We start from the raw sequence: 18,049 nt of genomic DNA, 5'->3' as shown, positions 1-18,049 counted from the left end.
TATATTATTGCGCCAAAAATTCGAAACGAGAAGATGCGAAATTTCATATTTTTAGCGCTGTTTTTAAACGCGACCATATTTTTTCTACCTCGCGGCGCACAAGCCGAGAGCTTCATCACCGACGAAGAATACGGCGCGATGCTGTATAAAAACCCCCGCGGCATCGGCTGCGACAAGTGCCACGGCGAGAAGGGCGAGGGCTTGCTGATCGCGACGTATAAAGAATTTAACCGCACCGCGGGCGCCTACTACGAGCGCGCCCTAAACGCGCCGCCGATTAACGCTCTATCGCTTCAGGAGCTCGCCGACGGGATCAGCAGCTCGCGCGACGTGATGCCAAGCTACTTCCTGACGCAAAACGAGATCATCATCATCTACAAATATATAAAATCGATAAATCAACCCAAAAAGAAGGAGAAAAAATGAATAATCACGACGAATTTTTAGCAGCGCAAAAACTTATCCCCGGCGGCGTCGATTCGCCGGTGCGAGCATTCGGCAACGTAGGCAGCGAGCCTTTTATGGTGGATCGCGGCGAGGGCTCGTACATCTACGACGTCGAGGGCAAAAAATATCTCGACTTCGTGCAGAGCTGGGGCCCGCTCATCTTCGGTCACGCCGATGCTGACATTGAGCGCGCCGTTGTGCAAACCGCCAAAAAGGGGCTAAGCTTCGGCGCATCCAGCCCGCTTGAGACGCAGCTTGCCTCGCTGGTGCTAAAAAATTTCGATTTCCTAGATAAGATCCGCTTTACCAGCAGCGGCACGGAAGCTACGATGAGCGCGATCCGCCTTGCGCGCGCCTTTAGCGGACGAGATAAAATTTTAAAATTTGAGGGCTGCTACCACGGCCACAGCGACAGTCTGCTCGTCAAAGCAGGCAGCGGCGCAAGCACCTTCGGTAACGCAAGCAGCGCGGGCGTACCGCAGGACGTCGCAAAAAACACCTACCTAGCCAGATACAACGACATACAAAGTGTAAAGGACGTCCTAGCGCAAAATGACATCGGCACGATCATCATCGAGCCGATCGCGGGAAATATGGGCTTGGTGCCGGCGAGTCCCGAATTTTTGACCGAGCTTCGCGCGCTGTGCGACGAGAAAAAGATCGTGCTGATAATAGACGAGGTAATGAGCGGCTTTCGCGCGAGCGAGCTAGGCAGCTACGGCATCTACGGCGTCCGCGGCGATCTGGTAACCTTCGGCAAGGTCATCGGAGGCGGCATGAGCGTGGCGGCGTTTGCAGGCAAGCGCGAAATCATGGATATGATAAGCCCGCTAGGAGCGGTGTATCAAGCAGGCACGCTAAGCGGGAACCCCGTCGCAATGGCTGCGGGCATCGCTAGCCTAAGTAAAATTTACGCTAGCAGCGGCCTTTACGAAAGGCTCAGTGAGCTGGCGCGCAGGCTTACGGACGGGCTTTGCGCCATAGCGCAGCGCCGCGGCATCGCGCTTCAAACCGCCTGCGTAGGCTCGATGTTCGGCTACTTTTTTGCGGACGAAGAAGTGCGCGACTATGACGGTGCCCTGCGGGCAGACACCGCGCGTTTTGCGAAATTTCACGGCGAGATGATTAAGCGCGGCGTATTTTTGGCGCCTAGTCAGTTTGAGACGGGCTTTATCTGCGCCACGATGAACGAAATGCAGATCGACTTTGCGCTAAACGCCGCGGATGAAGCGATGGCGGCGCTTTAAGGGCTGCATTTTAAAATTTTACGGATTTTAGATGAGGGTAACGAAAAATTTAAACAAAATCGTAAAGGACGCCTGTGACATCAGCCTAGGCATCTCAATCGTCGTAGCGATCGGCATCGGCGTAGCGATCGGGCTTGGACTGCGGCACCTCACAGGCTCGCTGCTTTTATTATGGCTCGGCATCGCTATCGGCATCGCGGCGGCTTTTTTGAATGTTTACCGCGCGTGCAAGGCGCTAAACTCGAGCCTAAAAGAGCTTGAGGACGATCCGAAATACAAGGCGGATCCGAAAAATTTCGACGACGACGAATGGAATGAGCGAGATTGAATAGGCGGTTTTTGCTCATATACTGCGCGCTAAACGCGGCGTTGACCCTGCTTGGGCTAGCGCTTTGCGGCGCAGGATTTTTCGGCTCGGGCTCTTTCGGCGTGCGGGCGCTTGCGTGGCTTCTTAGCTTGGAGGCTGGATTTTTGGGTGCATTCGGCGCGGTATATTTTTCGTTTCGCGCTTACCGCAATAAAATAGAAGATGAGCTCAGAGCCGGCAAATACGATGAAATTTTACGGCAAAGCCCTAAAAATTCCACTGGTTTTATGAACGGCAAAACTTCCGCAAACGATACGAATTCCGCAAGCTTTGGCGGCGAAAATCTAGGCGGCGCGAGCAGCGGCGATGAAATTTCATACGGCAAAATTTGCGGCAATGAAATTTTAAAGAGCAAAAGCTTTAGCGATCTAAATTCAGGCGCTGAAATTTTAAATGCTCAAAATTCCAAAGGCGCGGTAAATTTCACTAGCGGCGAGACCAGCACCGAAAACGATGATAGCCACGCTCTGTACGATGAAACCTCCGCCGAGCGCGCCGCAAGCTCCGCCGATATAAATTTTACTCGCGGCTCAAATTTAGACGCCGAATACGGCAGAGCCGCCGCTGGCGAGTGCGACGTAAATTCTACGAAGAGCGACGACAAAACCTCCGCTTGCGGCGTAACCGCTTTGGGACGCGCCGCCGCCGATAAATTTAATATGAAAGATTGCGCGACTTGCGACAACTCACACGGCGGCATAAACGACGAAGCTAGCGATAGTTCGCAAGGCGACATAGGCGCGCGTTGCGACGACTTAAAAAGCGGAGCGGGCAGTAACTTGGACGACGACGTAGATAGTGGCGGCCTGGGCGACGGCGCAGATCGTAACAATCATAGCGACGGCGCAGATAGCGGCAATCGTGGCGGCGATGTAGATAGCAGCGAGCCTGGCGACGATACGAGCGATTTTGGGGGCGGGATTAGCGGCGCGCGCGATGGATCAAAGGATGATTTCGAAGGCGCGGACGACAGCATTGATGGTTGGGATGATGAGCGCAAAAGAGGCGAAGTTCGGAGCAATTTTGCGGAAGCGTTTTTCTCTCCGTTTAAAATTTTGTCCTACGCAGCGCTCGTGACGGCGATCTACCTGCTTGCCAAGCTGTCCTTGCTAAATCCTCTGGCGATTATCTTGGGCGTTACGATCATTCCTCTGGGCACGATGATCGTTGCCTTCGCTGACAAAGACGCACACTAAAGCTCAAACGGCGCGAGTGGACGCTTTAAATTTTAAAATTTAGCTTCAGCGGGATTGAGCGCATATTGGCGCAAGATAAAATCGCGGCGATGCCCGCCATCGCGAGCTGCGCCACGGACGCCGCGCGTTTCAGCACGCACTCGGACGCGCTAAATTTATAAAATTTGCGCCGCGCATCTTTGAACTTCTGCGTAAATTCAGATCAACGCGGTGAGCCGTAGAAATTTTACGCAGCATTTCGGCGCGTAATTCTAAAATTAAATTTAACCGCCGCGAATTGCAATTCAGCGCGAAACCCTTATCTATATTTAATTAAATTTTAGCTACCATTATGCAAAATTTGAGGAAAAATTATGAATTACGATACCTTGAAAAAAATCTTTTTTCGATTTGATCCCGAAACCGCCCACAAGATCGCAGAATTCGGACTTCGCGCGCTCTATGCGACTCCGGGCGGGCTTGAGGCTTTGGCAAAATTCGGCGTTTATAAAGATGAAATTTTAACTCAAAATATATGGAATTTAAGCTTCGATAATCCAGTAGGTATCGCGGGCGGATTCGACAAAAACGCCACGATGATCGCGCCGCTAGCTGCTCTTGGTTTCGGACACATCGATTTTGGCACCTTTACGCCGCGTCCTCAAAGTGGCAACGAAAAGCCGCGACTTTTTCGCCTCGTTAGCGAGCAGAGCATTCAAAACGCGATGGGCTTTAACAATGAGGGCGCCGATGTTATCGAGCGTCGCGTGCGAAAAATTTATCCTTTTAAAATCCCGATCGCCGCAAATATCGGCAAAAATAAGGCCACTTCGAACGAGGACGCGCTAAGCGATTACGAAGCCCTGGGTCGTAAATTTAACGGGCTGTGCGATTTTTTCATCATCAACGTAAGCTCGCCGAACACCCCCAATCTGCGTGCTTTGCAAGAAAACAGCTTCATAAGCGAGCTGATCGGAGCGATGAAAAAAATCACAAACAGACCACTCGTCTTAAAGCTGGCGCCCGATATGAGCGCGGATCAGGCGATCGCGCTGTGCGAGTGCGCGGTGCAAAGCGGCGCAAGCGGCATCATCATAAACAACACGAGCGTTGATTACTCGCTAAGCCCCAACGCTAGGGACTTCGGCGGCCTAAGCGGCAGGCTGATCACCGAAAAATCGCGAAAGCTTTTCGCACAGGTCGCTCGCGAGCTCTTCGGCCGCACGATCCTAATCAGCTGCGGCGGCATAGACAGCGCGCAGGAGGCCTACGAGCGCATCAAATCGGGCGCGAGCCTGGTTCAAATTTTTACCGCCTTTATCTTCAAAGGTCCGTTCGTCGCAAAATCGATCAACGAGGGGCTCGCGAAGCTTCTGCGCGCAGACGGCTTCAATAGCATCGGCGAGGCGGTCGGAGTAAATTTAAAAACTCGCGCGGGCGAAGGATACGGCGCGAGAGACGATCAGGCGGAAAATCGCGGCAGCGGCGCGGATTTGCGCGCTTGCGAAGACAAAGAGGCGAATGCTAAAGCGGATAAAATTTCAAACGCAGCCAAAGGCGAGGAAACGAGCGAAATTTCAAACGCGCCCGAGGGCAAGGATGTGGATGAAATTTTAAACGACGGCAAAAGCGAGATATCGAGCGCCCAAGCTGATGAAATTCTCGTCGCTAAAACAGATGAAATTCTGAGCGCTCAAACAAACTCAATCTCTGAATCGGACGAAAATTCTAGCACTTCGGCAAATTTAAACGCCTTGGTAAGCGCAGATACCGCGACGGATCAAAGCTCAGCCGAGCAAAGTAGCGCGGAGAACAAAATTTCCGAGGTTAAAAATACAAAACGAAGCAGCGCAAAAAGCGAAAATTTAGAAGCTAAAAGCGCAAAGCAAGGCAGCGCGGATCATAAGCAGGATAAAATTTCAAAAACTACCTCCAAAAGCGATGCGGATCAAAAACAAAGTCAAATTTCAAAAAGCGGCGTAAGCTCCAAACGCGGTAAAATTTCAAAGGACGCTACGCAAAAAGATGCCGCGCAGAAGGGTATTACGCAGGATGATGGCGCCTCACGGAAGGACATCGTGCAGGATAACAACGCCTCGCAGCAAAATGGCGCCGAAGCAAAAAATTTCTCGAAAAGCGGCGTAAAGAGTGAGAATTTAGAGGCTAAAAACACAAAGCAAAGCGGCACGGCAAGTAAAACCGCCAAAACTAAAACCGCGCAGAAAAATAAAACCGCAACTAAAACTGCGTCGAAAAATAAAACCGCAACTAAAGCCGCGTCAAAAAGTAGCGCAGAAAGCAAAAGCTCCAAGGCTAAAAACGTAAAACGAAGCAGCGCCAAAACTAAAAATGCCGAGGCCAAAGAGGTCAAAGAAGCGACCGACACCCAAAGCGCAGAGCAAAACTCAAGCAAAAAACGAAAGGCGAAAAAAGATTAATGTTTCCGAAATTTAAGAAAATCACGCTGCAAAACGGGCTTCAAATTTATCACATCCCGATGAATAAAGGCAGCGGCGTCATCAGCGTGGACGTGTTTTACAACGTCGGCTCGCGCGACGAGACGATGGGCAAAAGCGGCATCGCGCACATGCTGGAGCATCTAAATTTTAAATCCACGAAAAATCGCAAGGCGGGCGAGTTCGACGCGATCGTAAAGGGCTTTGGCGGCGTGAACAACGCAAGCACGGGCTTTGATTACACGCACTATTTCATAAAGTGCGCGAGCTCAAATTTAGAGGTTTGCTTGAATCTTTACGCCGACATAATGCAAAATTTAAGCCTCAAAGACAAAGAATTTCAGCCCGAGCGCAAGGTCGTACTCGAGGAGCGGCTGTGGCGCACCGATAACGATCCGTTCGGATATCTATTTTTTAGGCTCTACAACGCCGCGTTTTTGTACCACCCGTACCACTGGACGCCGATCGGCTTTCGCAAGGATATCGAAAACTGGAGCATCAAAGATATCAAGGAATTTCACGCTAAATTTTATCAGCCGCAAAACGCCGTGCTGCTGATCACCGGCGACATCGGCGAAAAGACGGCGTTTGATGCAGCCAAAAAACACTTCGCGCCCGTAAAAAACAAAAGCGAAATTCCGTGCCTTCACTGCACCGAGCCCGCGCAAGACGGCGAGAAGCTTAGCGTTATTTACAAAAACAGCGAGGCGCAGATCGTAGCAGTCGCCTTTAAAATTCCGCCGTTTAACCACCCTGACGCCGCGGCGATCAAAGCGATGGATATATATCTTAGCGGCGGCAAGAGCTCACTTTTGCAGCGCGTGCTAGTCGATGAGAAAAAGCTCGCCAATCAGATCAACATCTACGATATGAGCGCCAAGGACGAGAATTTATTTATAGTCTTTGCCGTTTGCAACCAGGGCGTAAGCGGCGAGGCGCTAAGAGATGAAATTTTGGCGCTGATCGAAAAAGCCAAAAAAGCTAAAATAAGCGACGATGATATGTTAAAGATCAAAAACACCCTAAGCAGCGATCTGATCTACTCCCTCGACAGCGCTAGCAAGGTAGCTCAGATGTACGGCAGCTACATCGTCCGCGGCGATCTGGACGCGCTATTTAGGCTGGAGCGCGAGATCAAAAGTCTAGATAAAAGCGCGGTTAAAAAAGCGATGAAAACCTATCTAAGCCTTAAAAGCTCCACGAGCATTATCTTACGAAAGGAAAACGATGAATAAAAATGTCATAATCGGCTCTATGACGGCGCTGATCACGCCTTTTAAAGAGGGCAAACTCGACGAGCAGACCTACGCCAAGCTCATCAAAAGACAGATCGCAAACGGCATAAGCGTGGTCGTGCCCGTTGGCACCACGGGCGAGAGCGCGACACTGACGCACGACGAGCACCGTGTCTGTATCGAGATCGCAGTAGACGCGTGCAAGGGCACGGACGTCAAGGTGCTAGCGGGCGCGGGCAGCAACGCAACTCACGAAGCGATCGGGCTCGCGCAGTTTGCGCAGGCTCACGGCGCGGATGGAATTTTATCCGTAGCGCCCTACTACAATAAACCCACCCAAAAGGGGCTGTATCTGCACTACAAGGCGATCGCAAGCTCGGTAGATCTGCCGGTACTGCTCTACAACGTGCCAGGGCGCACCGGCTGCGACATAGCCGCAGATACTATCATCAAGCTTTTTAACGACTGCGAGAACATCTACGGCGTTAAAGAAGCCAGCGGCAGCATCGATAAATGCGTCGATCTGCTCGCGCACGAGCCGCGCCTTAGCGTGCTTAGCGGCGAGGATGCGATCAACTATCCGATCCTAAGTAACGGCGGCAAGGGCGTGATCTCGGTCACTGCAAATTTACTGCCCGATTACACGGCGAGACTAACGAAATTTGCGCTGCAAAATGAGTTTTTAAAAGCCAAGCAGATCAACGACGATCTCTACGCGATCAATAAAATTTTATTCTGCGAGAGCAATCCGATCCCGATCAAAGCGGCGATGTATATCGCAGGCCTAACGCCGAGTTTAGAGTACCGCTTGCCGCTTTGCGAGCCGAGCGCGGAAAACCTCAAAAAAATAGAAAACGTAATGAAACAATACACTATCAAAGGATTTTAATTGACGAACGAATTTAAAGGAAAAACGCTAGTTATCAGCGGCGGCACGAGAGGCATAGGCAGGGCGATCGTTTTGGAATTCGCAGCTGCGGGAGCGAATATCGCTTTTACGTATAATTCCAACGAGGAGCTAGCGACTTCGCAAGCAACCGAGCTTGAGAAGGCTTACGGCATCAAGGCGCGCGCTTATGCGCTAAATATCTTAGAGCCCGAAACCTACAAGGAGCTCTTTGCCAAGATCGACGAGGATTTTGCGCGAGTGGATTTTTTCATCTCAAATGCCATCATCTCCGGTCGCGCAGTCGCGGGCGGATACACGAAATTTATGAGGCTAAAGCCGCGAGGCATCAACAATATCTTTACCGCGACCGTAAATGCCTTCGTCGTGGGCGCGCAAGAAGCCGCAAAACGCATGGAGGCGGTAAGCGGCGGCTCGATCATCTCGCTTAGCTCCACGGGAAATTTAGTCTATATCGAGAACTACGCGGGTCACGGCACGGCAAAAGCCGCCGTCGAAGCGATGGCGCGCTACGCCGCAACCGAGCTTGGAGAGAAAAACATCCGCGTAAACGTAGTAAGCGGCGGCCCGATCGAGACAGACGCGCTTAGGGCCTTTACGAACTACGAAGAGGTGCGCGACAAGACCGCCGAGCTTAGCCCGCTAGGACGCATGGGGCAGCCGCAGGATTTGGCGGGAGCATGTTTATTTCTATGCTCGAGCAAGGCTAGCTGGGTGACGGGGCACACCTTCATCGTCGACGGCGGAACGACCTTTAAATAATGCTAAATTTACCCAATATTTTAGCGAGCTTTCGCGTTGCGCTGGCGCCGCTGTTTTTTTGGCTGATCTTACTAGCCGGTCATGCGAACGGCGGCATGATAGGCTCGGTGCATGTAAGCTGGATCGATTATTTCGCCGCGCTCGTCTTCGTCATCGCCTCCGTCACGGACTTTTTTGACGGATACATCGCGCGCTCTTGGAACCAAAAAACGAGGCTAGGCGCCATCATCGATCCGCTCGCCGATAAGATGCTGACGCTTGCGGGCTTTTTAGGGCTTATGTTTATCGGACGCGCTAGCCCGTGGGCGATCTATCTGATCCTAATCCGCGAGTTTTTCATCACGGGTCTTCGCGTAGCGATGGCGGGCGACGGCGTAGAGGTCGCCGCGTCGATGGCGGGCAAGGTAAAGACGGTCTTTCAGATGATCGCTATCGGCTGGCTAACGATGCAGTGGCCCTACGCAAACACCCTACTCTGGATCGCGGTTGCGCTGACGCTATATTCGGGCTTTGAATACGTCGCGGCGTATGCTAAGGCGACAAAAAAGAGTTAGAGTTTGGTTTAAATTTGGAATAAAATTTGAACCAAATGAAATATGATGGATCACAAATTATGCGATCTTATCCTTGGGTGTATGTAGGATAAAAATCTACGTGCCGCTCATTAGATTAATAGTAATATATAGGCAAAATTAAGGAAAATTGTTATGATGTATGGGACTTCGAGAGTTAGCGAAGATGTAATTAGGCAAAATGCTGGAGCGTTACTAAAATTTCAAGATTCAAAATACGCTAAAAGTGGTATCGGACAAATAACTACGTTTAATGAACTTGGTTTTAGCGGGGTTAATAAAAAGCCCGACGGTTGGTATTTTCCGCACGATATAAACGAAGTTGCCATAATTTTAGAGACCAAAGCCTATGAGCCGAATTCAAATCTGGATCAAAATTTACCGCAACTTCAAGAATATATAAACATAACAAGAAGCAAATACAATCAAGTAATAGGTATTTTATACAATGGCAACGAAGCGATAATTTATAAAAACGATAAATTTTATAGAGAAGATAGTGAGCTTTTTAGCAAAGATTACTATCTTAAGCTATTTACTCAGAGCAATATAGATAAGCCTAAAATTTACTCATGTACCAAATCAATAAATGATAACCTACATATAAATTTTGGCATCAACAACCTAAAGCATAGGATGATTTTTACGGCTTGTGCTTTGGTAGCCGATAGAAAAGGCGCAAATTTAGCCGGTCTTAAAGGGCGCGATTTCGCAACGCTACAAAGCGAAATCATAAAAACTCTCGAAAGCTCGTATAGTGAACAAAAGGCGTTAAATTTAAAGCTAGACATCATAAAAGAGCAGTTTAATCTAATCAGTTTTAACTATACAAAAAATCAAAAAGCGATTGATAGCTTTATCGACGATGTCGTTTCGATTTCAGGCTATATAAAAGCCGAAAGTTGGAACGGTAAAGACGTTATGGGAATTTTCTTTAACGAATTTACTCGCTATAAGGGCAAGAGTGAAGCGGGTCAAGTTTTTACGCCGGATCATATTACAAGCCTAATGTATCGTATCGCGAACGTTAGCTACAAAGATAAAATTTTAGACGCATGCTGCGGTAGCGGTGCATTTTTAGTAAAAGCTATGAATAATATGATAAACGAAGTCGGCGGAAATTTCAATGAAAGCGCGGTTAAAATTATACAAAATGATAGACTTTTTGGAATAGAATTTGATAAAGAGCTATTTGCTCTAGCTTGTGCGAATATGTTAATCCATAAAGACGGGAAAACCAATTTGACTCATGACGATGCTAGAAGCGAGGCGGCCTGTGAATGGATAAAAAGCAAAAATATCACAAAAGTTTTGATGAATCCACCTTATGAAAATAAATTTGGTTGCTTAAAAATAGTAAAAAACGTACTTGATAATGTCGAGGACGGCGCGATTTGCGCGTTTTTATTACCGAGTAATAAACTTGAAGTCGGCAAAAAGCAAGTTTCGAAATGGCTTAAAAAGCACTCTCTTTTGAAAATCATCAAACTTCCAAAAGAAGTTTTTGCTCGTATGAAAGGTGCGAACGAAACATCGATTTTTATATTTAAAGCGCATGAACCACAAGGAAATAAAGAAATTTTCGGTTGCTATATAAAAGAAGATGGACTGGAAACCGTTAAAAATCAAGGGCGTCATGACTTAAAAGGCAAATGGCAAGAACTTGAAGATTACTGGGTAGATGTGATATATAAGCAAAGCGGCGATGAAAGCTGCCAATGGATAAAGCCGAATGAGAGCTTGCAGTATAAAATGCCCGAGCCTAAATTTGAGATAACCGAGCAAGATTTTAAAAAAGTCGTGCTTGATTATATGCTTTTTGAAAACGGTATCGATAAAAAGGAGTTTGAAAAAACTATTTTGGATAGCGTTTTATATGGAAGTGAGATAAATTTAGACGATGACGAGATAAAGATAAAGGTTTGAAATTGGAGTATAGAAATTTTAAAGTAACAGATATTTTTATAGTTGAAACCGGAGCAAATATACCACAAAATGAATTAAAATCTGGAAAAACTCCAAGAATATCTGTGACAAATTTAGATAATGGCATTTCTGGATATTATAATGATTTGTCGTCAAATAATTACAGAGTTAAGAAAATTTTATATCTTTTTCTTTTTTGGGAACTTGTTTTTATCATCCGTATAAGGCGAGTTTAGATATGAAAGTTCATAGTTTAAAGCCAATAGGATATATGCTTAATAAATACACTGCTTTATTTTTGGTAAATCTATTTAAAAAATCATTCAATGGCGTTTATAATGATCAAATTTCGAGTACCGATTTAAAAAAGTCATACATAAGGCTTCCTGTAACTAACGATATGATTGATTTTAATTTTATGGAAAATTATATAAAAAGTATAGAAGCTAAAATGCAAAAACTGATTTTATATCATAACGCGCTTGCCCTTTGAGAGAGAGAGAATAATTCGCCTAACGGCGATGTTTTTATTACGAATTCACATTTGGCAAATTATATCCAAGAGGCTATCATGCGAATAGCTGCAAGTCTTTTTGGTAAACTTAATTGCAAATGGGATGAGTTTGAACTTGCAAATTTGTTTGAAATTCTGCTAGCCAAAGGTGATTTGCAAGCTAAAAGACTTCAAAGTGGAAACAATCATTTAATAAGCTCTGGGAATTTTAATAATGGGATAGTTGCGTATGTGCAAAATTGTGATGAGCTAAGTGAAAAATTCGACGGTAATTCTTTAAGTGTAGATATGTTTGGGAAATGTTTTTATCAGCCAAAAAATTTTTATGCAGTATCCCATGGTCGTATAAATATTTTAAAACCAAAATTTGAACTTAATCAAAATATTGGATTTTTCATAGTATCTATTTTAAATAAGTCCTTTGGAGATCGTTATTCTTTTAATCAAATGTGCTCTCAAACTGCTTTAAAAAAGGAAAAAATTGCGCTCCCGGTCAATGGCAATGGAAATCCAAATTTTACTTTAATGGAAAATTTCATAAAAGAAATTAAACAAAATTATACGCAAAAACTAATTGATTATTATCTGCATCTTGCCGATATTGCGAAATAAAAAATTTTAAATTTATATATTTTAAAGCATGCTTATACCGCTATGCTTTTAGACAATCTCTTTTCTAAGTTTAAAATTTGCAAAATAATAGTAAGCTTAGCCCATTTTTTACAAAGGTCTGAAATTTGAAAAGCATAATTTTAACGCTCGCGATCCTGGCGGTCGGATTTTATTTTTACTCGATAAATTTTATGGTCACAGTGCTGGCGATCAGCTTCCTCATCTTTTTCCACGAGTTGGGGCATTTTTTGGCGGCGCGGGCGCTGGGCGTGGGGGTGAACGTCTTTAGCGTGGGCTTCGGTGAGAAGGTCTTTACTAAGCGCATCGGCGCGACGCAGTACGCCATCAGCGCGATCCCTCTGGGAGGCTATGTAAGCCTTAAGGGGCAGGAGGATCTAGATCCCGCCGCGGCAAGCACGGATCCCGACAGCTACAACTCCAAAGGCCCGATCGCGCGCATAATCATACTTTTTGCGGGGCCGTTTTTTAACCTGCTGCTTGCGTTTTTGATCTACATCGCGCTGGGCTACATCGGCGTCGAAAAGCTAGCGCCGAAGGTCGGCAAAATTTCGCCAAATTCCGCCGCGGCAAGCGCAGGTCTTATGCTAAACGATGAAATTTTATCGATCGACGGCAAGCAGATCCGCGAGTGGGACGACATCTCAAAGCAGGTAACCGCAGCACCTCTAAGCTTAGAAATTTTACGCGGCGGCGAGCGACTGAGCCTGCAGCTCACGCCAAAGCTCGGCGAGAAAAAAACCATCTGGCGCGAGAGCATCAGAGTGCCGCTCATCGGCATTTCGCCCGATTACAACGCGACCGTGACGCTATATCACAAAGGTGCTCGCTCGCTTAGCTTCGCATGGGATCAAACGGTGGAGGCATCAAAGCTCATCTTGGTGGGGCTCGAGAAGCTCGCCAGCGGCGTCGTTTCGCCCAAGGAGATGGGCGGTATCGTCGCTATCACCGACATCACCTCAAAGGCGGTCGATTACGGCGCGGCGGTCTTACTCGCGCTCGTGGCGCTCATATCGGTAAATTTAGGGCTTATCAACCTCTTTCCGATCCCTGCGCTCGACGGCGGGCACATCGCGTTTAATCTCTTTGAGCTCATCTTCCGCCGCCCGGTGCCAAAGCGGGTATTCGTGGGTGCCAGCTACGTAGGTATGGGGATTTTAGCGCTTTTGATGATATTTACGGTGCTGAATGATTTTGCTAGAATTTTTGGATTTTACAAATGAGACTGGATGAAATTTTAAAGCGCGTTGAGGCTGCAAAAGCAGGCGCAGGCGATGTGCAGCTAGTCGCGGTGAGCAAAAACGTAGGCACGGATGAGGTGTGCGAGCTGTATTCGCAAGGACAGATCGCGTTTGGAGAAAACAGAGTGCAGGAGCTGAAGCGCAAAAGCGAACTACTGCGCGAACTGCCGCTAAAGTGGCACTTCATCGGCACGCTACAAAGCAACAAAATCAATCAGCTCATCGCTCTGCGCCCGACGCTGTGGCAGAGCTGCAACAGTTGCGAGCTCGCGCTTGCCGTAAATAAGCGGCTAACTTATCCGCTAGATACGCTGCTGGAGATCAACGCTGCGGGCGAGAGCTCTAAAACGGGACTCGATAAAAACCGCGCGGTGGAGGAGTTTTTGCGCATCAAGCAGGAATGCAAAAATCTAAATTTAATCGGCGTGATGAGCATCGGAGCGCACGTGAGCGAGCCCGCGCAGATCGCGCGAAGCTTCGAGGCGACGCGTGAGATATTCGATGCACTCGTGCCGTACGGCGCGCGGATCTGCTCGATGGGGATGAGCGATGATTTTGAGCTCGCGATCAAATGCGGCTCGAACATGATCCGCCTGGGTAGAATTTTATACGCCTAAGCCCCGAAAGACGGGCCTTATAGCGCGAGTGAATTTTATACCGCTTTTATTAGGCGGCGCGCTTGATTTGCCGCGCAAGCCAAATCGGGCGCGTAACTTGAAATTTAGCGCAATGCTTAATTTTGCATACCACTTAAAATTTAGCGCGTTATTTGAAATTTTACGCGGTGCGGTAATGCGATATTAAATTTTAAACTTCGATAAAATTTTATTTACAGTGATGAAAAATTTCAAAGACGCGACGATATAAAATTCTAAGCGCAATCCATATAAAGACAGAATCTTAAAAGGCGAAATTTCAAGTGGCGGCAGCTGGCGTACATCGCGCACGCTGGTTCAGGGCGCGAAAGTGATCTTTATGGACGAGCCGACAAACGGGCTGGACTTCGGCAATCAGATCAAGCTGCTCGAGATGATAAAGGCGCTAGGCGACGAGGGCTACACCTTCGTGCAGACGACGCACTACCCGCGCCACGCAAAGTTTGTTTCAAATTTGACGCTGTTTTTAAAAGACGGAGAAATTTTAGTCTTCGGGCGCAGCGAGCAGCTCATAAACGCCGAAAATATCGATAAAATTTACGGCATAAACTACGAAAAGTACGAGGATAGATTATAAATTTTACGGGTGCGTAGCGCCGTTAAATTTAGCCGAACTAGGGTAAAATTGCGCGCATAGAAGAACTTTTCGGCGGCAAGACAGCGCGCCGATAAGACGCCAAGCTGCGAATCGCGACTTCGGCAATGCAAGCAGCAAACCGAATTGCTAGCGAGCAAAACGTCTAAAATTTAAACGATAAATTTAAAAGGAAAATCATGACTCCTCGTGAGATATTTTTAAACGGCTGCAATGAGATCGCGGCAAATTTTACGTACTTCAAGCCCACGCAAAAGGGGCAAAAACTAACAAAGCTTGCAAGCGATAAGGAAATTTTATTTGAAATTTATTTTAGCTCCAGCATGCGCAATTACTCGGGCAGCGTGAGCATCCTACCGCAGATCGCGATCTACTGCAAGCGCCTAAAAAAGCTAATGCAAGAGGAGCTGTCCTACTCGACCAACCTTGTTTTCGTATCGCACCTGGGCTATCTCACGCCGCGCAAACAGTTTCGCGACTGGCAGCTCGCAGGTGCTAGCTTTGAGCCCAGCGTTCGCGAGATTAGCGCGGCTATCAAAGACTACGCGCTGCCTATTTTTGAGCTCTTTGCGGACAAGCAAAAGGCGGTGGAGTTTATGACGCAACGCGGGGCTAAATTTAACAAAAATCTAAGCGCCTTCGATCTGTACCCGATCTACTTTGTATATTATTTCGGCGGCAAGGACGCGGCGGAGGCGTTTTTCAACATCTGCCTAAGCGATTGCACCTACAAAGGGCGATTTTATAAGCTTTACGAAGAGCTTGCAAACGGCGCGGAGGCGGATTTTAGCAGGAGTTCGTTTATGGGCGATACGGAGGCCAAATTCGCATTTGTAAAAGGACTTAAAATTTTAAATGGCTGAAATTTTAATTCAAATTTTAATCGTTGTTTTTAGCGTTTTGCTTCTGGGCGGGATTATTTGGGTACTCATTCGGCGCAACCCTCGCAAGCTTAGCTCGCGCCGACTTACCGCGATAGATGGGATAAGCGAAGCAGGCGCGGTAAAAAGGCTTTCCGTGAGGCCGTTTTTGTTCTGGCTGGAGCGGTTTTTTATCTCGTGCGAGAGCCTTTGGTTTGATCAGGATTTCATCTACGTTTTTGATGGACAAAAGCTCGCGGCGAGGTATAAATTTGAGCAAATTTTGACGCTTGAAGTTACAAAAATTCGGATAAATCATGCTAGGATTTGGCGGATCCGCTTTGCAGGCGGCGCGAGCGAGCTTGAACGCAGCAGTACGAACAAGCCTGAGCAAGACGGCGCAAGCGAGTATAAATTTGCGCCCGCCGCTTCGATTTTTGAGCCTAGCTTTAAAGAATTTTTGCAAATTTTACGCGAGAAAAACCGAGGCGCGATCAAGACGGAGACGAGATTTTGGGAGACCGTTTAGCGCGGCAGAATTTTACAAAGCGATTTGCAAAAAAATAGAAAAGGCGCGCAGCCTTCAGGCGCGATCATCGCAAAGGGCGGAAAAAGCTACGCGCGAAACCGCAAGAGGTGATAAATAGATAATGGGAGGCAAAATGAAACGTTGGAGCAAACTTCAAAAACGGCTTTACGAGCTCGTGGATGAAAGCACTGATTTTAAGCTCCACTGCACGGTCTATAGGATGCAAAGCAGACGCGGCAGCACGGATTTGCCACGATATTTTATCACGCTTGCGGGCGAGATTATTTTTGACTACCCGAAGGATTTCGTGCTAAAAAGCGGTGGCGTAAAAAGCCTAGCAGGGGGCGCTCTAACGAAAATTTATCCGTATGGTAACGACATAAGCGGCATCGGCGAGCTTATACGCGAATATATCGACACGCCCAAAGAGGAGCTGTTTGCAAAGCACTTTGGTGCCGATGAATGGGGGCTTGCAAATATCCTAAAGGCCGCCGACAAGCGCATCGGCAAAAGGAGGCTGCAAATTTTAGCCAAAAACAAGAAAAATCAAGCGATGCAAAAGGTTATAGCGGCTAGATTGGGAGCTTTGCAATAAATCCACAGCGGCGATTTAAATGCGGAGCGAACAAGTGCGGGCGATAGACTAAAAATTTTGATTTATGAGCGGACTTTTAAAATTTAACTGCGATCGTTCGGTAGAAATTTAAAGAATTTCTAGCGGATAAAATATGCAAAGGTTGGCTCGCCTTAGCACTTCTCGTCGGGCGGTTTGAAATTTCAGGCGAATTTGGGCGTGGCGCATAAAATTACGTTAAAAATTTAACGAAAATCGGTGCGATCTGCCCGATAAATTCAGGAAAGGATAATTATGATTTTAGCTTCAAACTACGATGAAATCGACTTTGACGCGCTTTATAGGGCGCAAAAGGCAAAAAGCTCATTCGGCAAAAAGCTGGCCGAGCATTGGGACAAAAAGGCGCCGAGCTTCAACGAGGGCGTGATGAAAAGCGCCTACGCGCGCGAGTTTATAGACAAGGTCGATTTTACGGGTGTTTCTACGCTGCTTGATTTCGCATGCGGAGCGGGCGCGCTAAGCGTACTGGCGGCGGAAAAGGTGGATCAAATTTACGGCTACGACTTTTCGCCCAAAATGCTGGAATTCGCCCGCGAGAACGCTCAAATTTACGGCGCAAAAAACGCAAAATTTGCGCAAAAGGCCTTCGAGGACGACTGGTCGGACGTGCCCGCGTGCGACGTGGTTTTTGCCTCGCGCTGCCTTGAGGTGGACGATCTAAAAACTGCACTTAATAAGCTTCTTTCAAAGACTAAAAAATCGCTTTACATCACGTTTAAGGTGGGCGGCAGCTTCGTGGACGGGGATATTTTGGACGCGATAGGGCGCGAAGTGGAACAAAAGCCAGGCTTCGTCTATCTTTTAAATATCTTGTTTCAAATGGGCTATCTGCCGAGCCTCAGCTATATCAAAGCCCAGTGCCACGGCGGCGGAGCTAAAAGCGCGGAGGAGTTTGTGCAAAAGACGCGCTGGATGCTAGGCGGCGAGCTAAGCAGCACGGAGGAAGCACGGCTGGCGGAGTATTTTAACAGCGGCAAATACGAGCCAAAGCGAGATTTTATGCACTGGGCGTTCGTGCGGGTGGATAAAATGGATGAGCTTTAGCTTGGTTGCCTTATTTTATGAATGAAGCAGGATAAATTTTGAAGCTAAATTTAGCTAGAAAAAAAGCGTAAATTTAGCCTGCCAAAAATTTTATCGATAAAATTGCAAGAGCCGGTAAGTATTCATTTTTAAAAATTTAATGCAAAATCGAGATTGTTTGCCTGCTAAAAAAGAAGCAAGCCAAAAAAATCTCGCTTCATTAAATTTAAAACACTACGGAGTAAAAAAGCAAAATTTGAGCTAAAATAACCA

General features: G+C 47.2%; 19 protein-coding genes and 1 pseudogene. All 20 read left to right on the top strand.

Annotated features, from left to right (window positions below; genetic code table 11):
• Positions 1–33 precede the first annotated feature (33 nt).
• The 20 genes and pseudogenes from Q0460_RS05210 (at position 34) to Q0460_RS05115 (ending at position 17,797) form a co-directional block, all read left to right on the top strand.
• Positions 34–426, top strand: a complete 393-nt coding sequence (locus tag Q0460_RS05210) for a cytochrome C oxidase subunit III (protein WP_299085632.1) — start codon at positions 34–36, stop codon at positions 424–426.
• Positions 423–1,694, top strand: coding sequence for a glutamate-1-semialdehyde 2,1-aminomutase (gene hemL / locus Q0460_RS05205; protein WP_299085630.1), 1,272 nt, complete (start codon positions 423–425; stop codon positions 1,692–1,694). The genes Q0460_RS05210 and hemL overlap by 4 nt, the downstream gene beginning before the upstream one ends.
• 31 nt (positions 1,695–1,725) lie before the next feature.
• On the top strand, positions 1,726–2,022 hold the full coding sequence (locus Q0460_RS05200; RefSeq protein WP_299085628.1) for an AtpZ/AtpI family protein: 297 nt from the start codon (positions 1,726–1,728) through the stop codon (positions 2,020–2,022).
• Complete coding sequence (locus Q0460_RS05195) at positions 2,019–3,257, top strand: hypothetical protein (protein WP_299085625.1); 1,239 nt, start codon at positions 2,019–2,021, stop codon at positions 3,255–3,257. Before Q0460_RS05200 ends, Q0460_RS05195 begins: the two co-directional genes overlap by 4 nt.
• 353 nt (positions 3,258–3,610) lie before the next feature.
• A pseudogene (locus tag Q0460_RS05190) lies at positions 3,611–4,663 on the top strand (quinone-dependent dihydroorotate dehydrogenase); the annotation flags it as partial.
• Positions 4,664–5,673: 1,010 nt separating this feature from the next.
• Positions 5,674–6,927, top strand: a complete 1,254-nt coding sequence (locus tag Q0460_RS05185; RefSeq protein WP_299085623.1) for a pitrilysin family protein — start codon at positions 5,674–5,676, stop codon at positions 6,925–6,927.
• The gene (dapA, locus tag Q0460_RS05180; RefSeq protein ID WP_299085621.1) at positions 6,920–7,816 is read left to right on the top strand and encodes a 4-hydroxy-tetrahydrodipicolinate synthase; all 897 of its coding nucleotides are present in this window, start codon (positions 6,920–6,922) and stop codon (positions 7,814–7,816) included. The genes Q0460_RS05185 and dapA overlap by 8 nt, the downstream gene beginning before the upstream one ends.
• Complete coding sequence (locus Q0460_RS05175; RefSeq protein WP_299085618.1) at positions 7,817–8,596, top strand: enoyl-ACP reductase; 780 nt, start codon at positions 7,817–7,819, stop codon at positions 8,594–8,596. It begins immediately after the preceding gene.
• A complete protein-coding gene (gene pgsA, locus Q0460_RS05170; RefSeq protein WP_299085774.1) occupies positions 8,593–9,150 on the top strand; it encodes a CDP-diacylglycerol--glycerol-3-phosphate 3-phosphatidyltransferase in 558 nt (185 codons plus the stop codon). Before Q0460_RS05175 ends, pgsA begins: the two co-directional genes overlap by 4 nt.
• A 153-nt stretch (positions 9,151–9,303) precedes the next feature.
• Positions 9,304–11,094, top strand: coding sequence for an N-6 DNA methylase (locus Q0460_RS05165; RefSeq protein ID WP_299085616.1), 1,791 nt, complete (start codon positions 9,304–9,306; stop codon positions 11,092–11,094).
• 2 nt (positions 11,095–11,096) lie between these two features.
• Positions 11,097–11,330 (top strand): hypothetical protein, encoded by a 234-nt coding sequence (locus Q0460_RS05160; protein ID WP_299085614.1) that lies wholly within the window; start codon positions 11,097–11,099, stop codon positions 11,328–11,330.
• Positions 11,291–11,587, top strand: a complete 297-nt coding sequence (locus tag Q0460_RS05155; protein ID WP_367178659.1) for a restriction endonuclease subunit S — start codon at positions 11,291–11,293, stop codon at positions 11,585–11,587. The genes Q0460_RS05160 and Q0460_RS05155 overlap by 40 nt, the downstream gene beginning before the upstream one ends.
• Positions 11,588–11,638: 51 nt before the next feature.
• The gene (locus Q0460_RS05150; protein ID WP_299085610.1) at positions 11,639–12,220 is read left to right on the top strand and encodes a restriction endonuclease subunit S; all 582 of its coding nucleotides are present in this window, start codon (positions 11,639–11,641) and stop codon (positions 12,218–12,220) included.
• 125 nt (positions 12,221–12,345) lie between these two features.
• Entirely contained in the window at positions 12,346–13,461 is a 1,116-nt protein-coding gene (rseP, locus tag Q0460_RS05145; RefSeq protein WP_299085608.1) for an RIP metalloprotease RseP, read from the top strand.
• Positions 13,458–14,096 (top strand): YggS family pyridoxal phosphate-dependent enzyme, encoded by a 639-nt coding sequence (locus tag Q0460_RS05140; RefSeq protein WP_299085606.1) that lies wholly within the window; start codon positions 13,458–13,460, stop codon positions 14,094–14,096. Before rseP ends, Q0460_RS05140 begins: the two co-directional genes overlap by 4 nt.
• 349 nt (positions 14,097–14,445) lie before the next feature.
• Positions 14,446–14,712, top strand: a complete 267-nt coding sequence (locus Q0460_RS05135) for an ABC transporter ATP-binding protein (RefSeq protein WP_299085604.1) — start codon at positions 14,446–14,448, stop codon at positions 14,710–14,712.
• 197 nt (positions 14,713–14,909) lie between these two features.
• Positions 14,910–15,593: a hypothetical protein gene (locus Q0460_RS05130; RefSeq protein ID WP_299085602.1), complete on the top strand. Its 684-nt coding sequence runs from the start codon at positions 14,910–14,912 to the stop codon at positions 15,591–15,593.
• Complete coding sequence (locus tag Q0460_RS05125; RefSeq protein ID WP_299085600.1) at positions 15,586–16,119, top strand: hypothetical protein; 534 nt, start codon at positions 15,586–15,588, stop codon at positions 16,117–16,119. Before Q0460_RS05130 ends, Q0460_RS05125 begins: the two co-directional genes overlap by 8 nt.
• Positions 16,120–16,252: 133 nt before the next feature.
• The gene (locus tag Q0460_RS05120; protein WP_297959516.1) at positions 16,253–16,714 is read left to right on the top strand and encodes a hypothetical protein; all 462 of its coding nucleotides are present in this window, start codon (positions 16,253–16,255) and stop codon (positions 16,712–16,714) included.
• Between the two features lie 273 nt (positions 16,715–16,987).
• Positions 16,988–17,797, top strand: a complete 810-nt coding sequence (locus tag Q0460_RS05115) for a class I SAM-dependent methyltransferase (protein WP_299085598.1) — start codon at positions 16,988–16,990, stop codon at positions 17,795–17,797.
• Positions 17,798–18,049: the final 252 nt, after the last annotated feature.

The sequence above is a fragment of the uncultured Campylobacter sp. genome (assembly GCF_937980635.1).
Taxonomy (GTDB): Bacteria; Campylobacterota; Campylobacteria; order Campylobacterales; family Campylobacteraceae; genus Campylobacter_B.
The sequence above is the reverse complement of the archived record's forward strand: the minus strand, read 5'-3'. Positions and strand labels throughout refer to the sequence as shown.

What these genes read in the sequence shown, in the direction of transcription:
- Q0460_RS05210 (WP_299085632.1), top strand. Translation starts at nt 34, where the DNA reads ATGCGAAATTTCATATTTTTAGCGCTGTTTTTAAACGCGACCATATTT.
- hemL (WP_299085630.1), top strand. Translation starts at nt 423, where the DNA reads ATGAATAATCACGACGAATTTTTAGCAGCGCAAAAACTTATCCCCGGC.
- Q0460_RS05200 (WP_299085628.1), top strand. Translation starts at nt 1,726, where the DNA reads ATGAGGGTAACGAAAAATTTAAACAAAATCGTAAAGGACGCCTGTGAC.
- Q0460_RS05185 (WP_299085623.1), top strand. Translation starts at nt 5,674, where the DNA reads ATGTTTCCGAAATTTAAGAAAATCACGCTGCAAAACGGGCTTCAAATT.
- dapA (WP_299085621.1), top strand. Translation starts at nt 6,920, where the DNA reads ATGAATAAAAATGTCATAATCGGCTCTATGACGGCGCTGATCACGCCT.
- Q0460_RS05165 (WP_299085616.1), top strand. Translation starts at nt 9,304, where the DNA reads ATGATGTATGGGACTTCGAGAGTTAGCGAAGATGTAATTAGGCAAAAT.
- Q0460_RS05140 (WP_299085606.1), top strand. Translation starts at nt 13,458, where the DNA reads ATGAGACTGGATGAAATTTTAAAGCGCGTTGAGGCTGCAAAAGCAGGC.
- Q0460_RS05130 (WP_299085602.1), top strand. Translation starts at nt 14,910, where the DNA reads ATGACTCCTCGTGAGATATTTTTAAACGGCTGCAATGAGATCGCGGCA.
- Q0460_RS05125 (WP_299085600.1), top strand. Translation starts at nt 15,586, where the DNA reads ATGGCTGAAATTTTAATTCAAATTTTAATCGTTGTTTTTAGCGTTTTG.
- Q0460_RS05120 (WP_297959516.1), top strand. Translation starts at nt 16,253, where the DNA reads ATGAAACGTTGGAGCAAACTTCAAAAACGGCTTTACGAGCTCGTGGAT.
- Q0460_RS05115 (WP_299085598.1), top strand. Translation starts at nt 16,988, where the DNA reads ATGATTTTAGCTTCAAACTACGATGAAATCGACTTTGACGCGCTTTAT.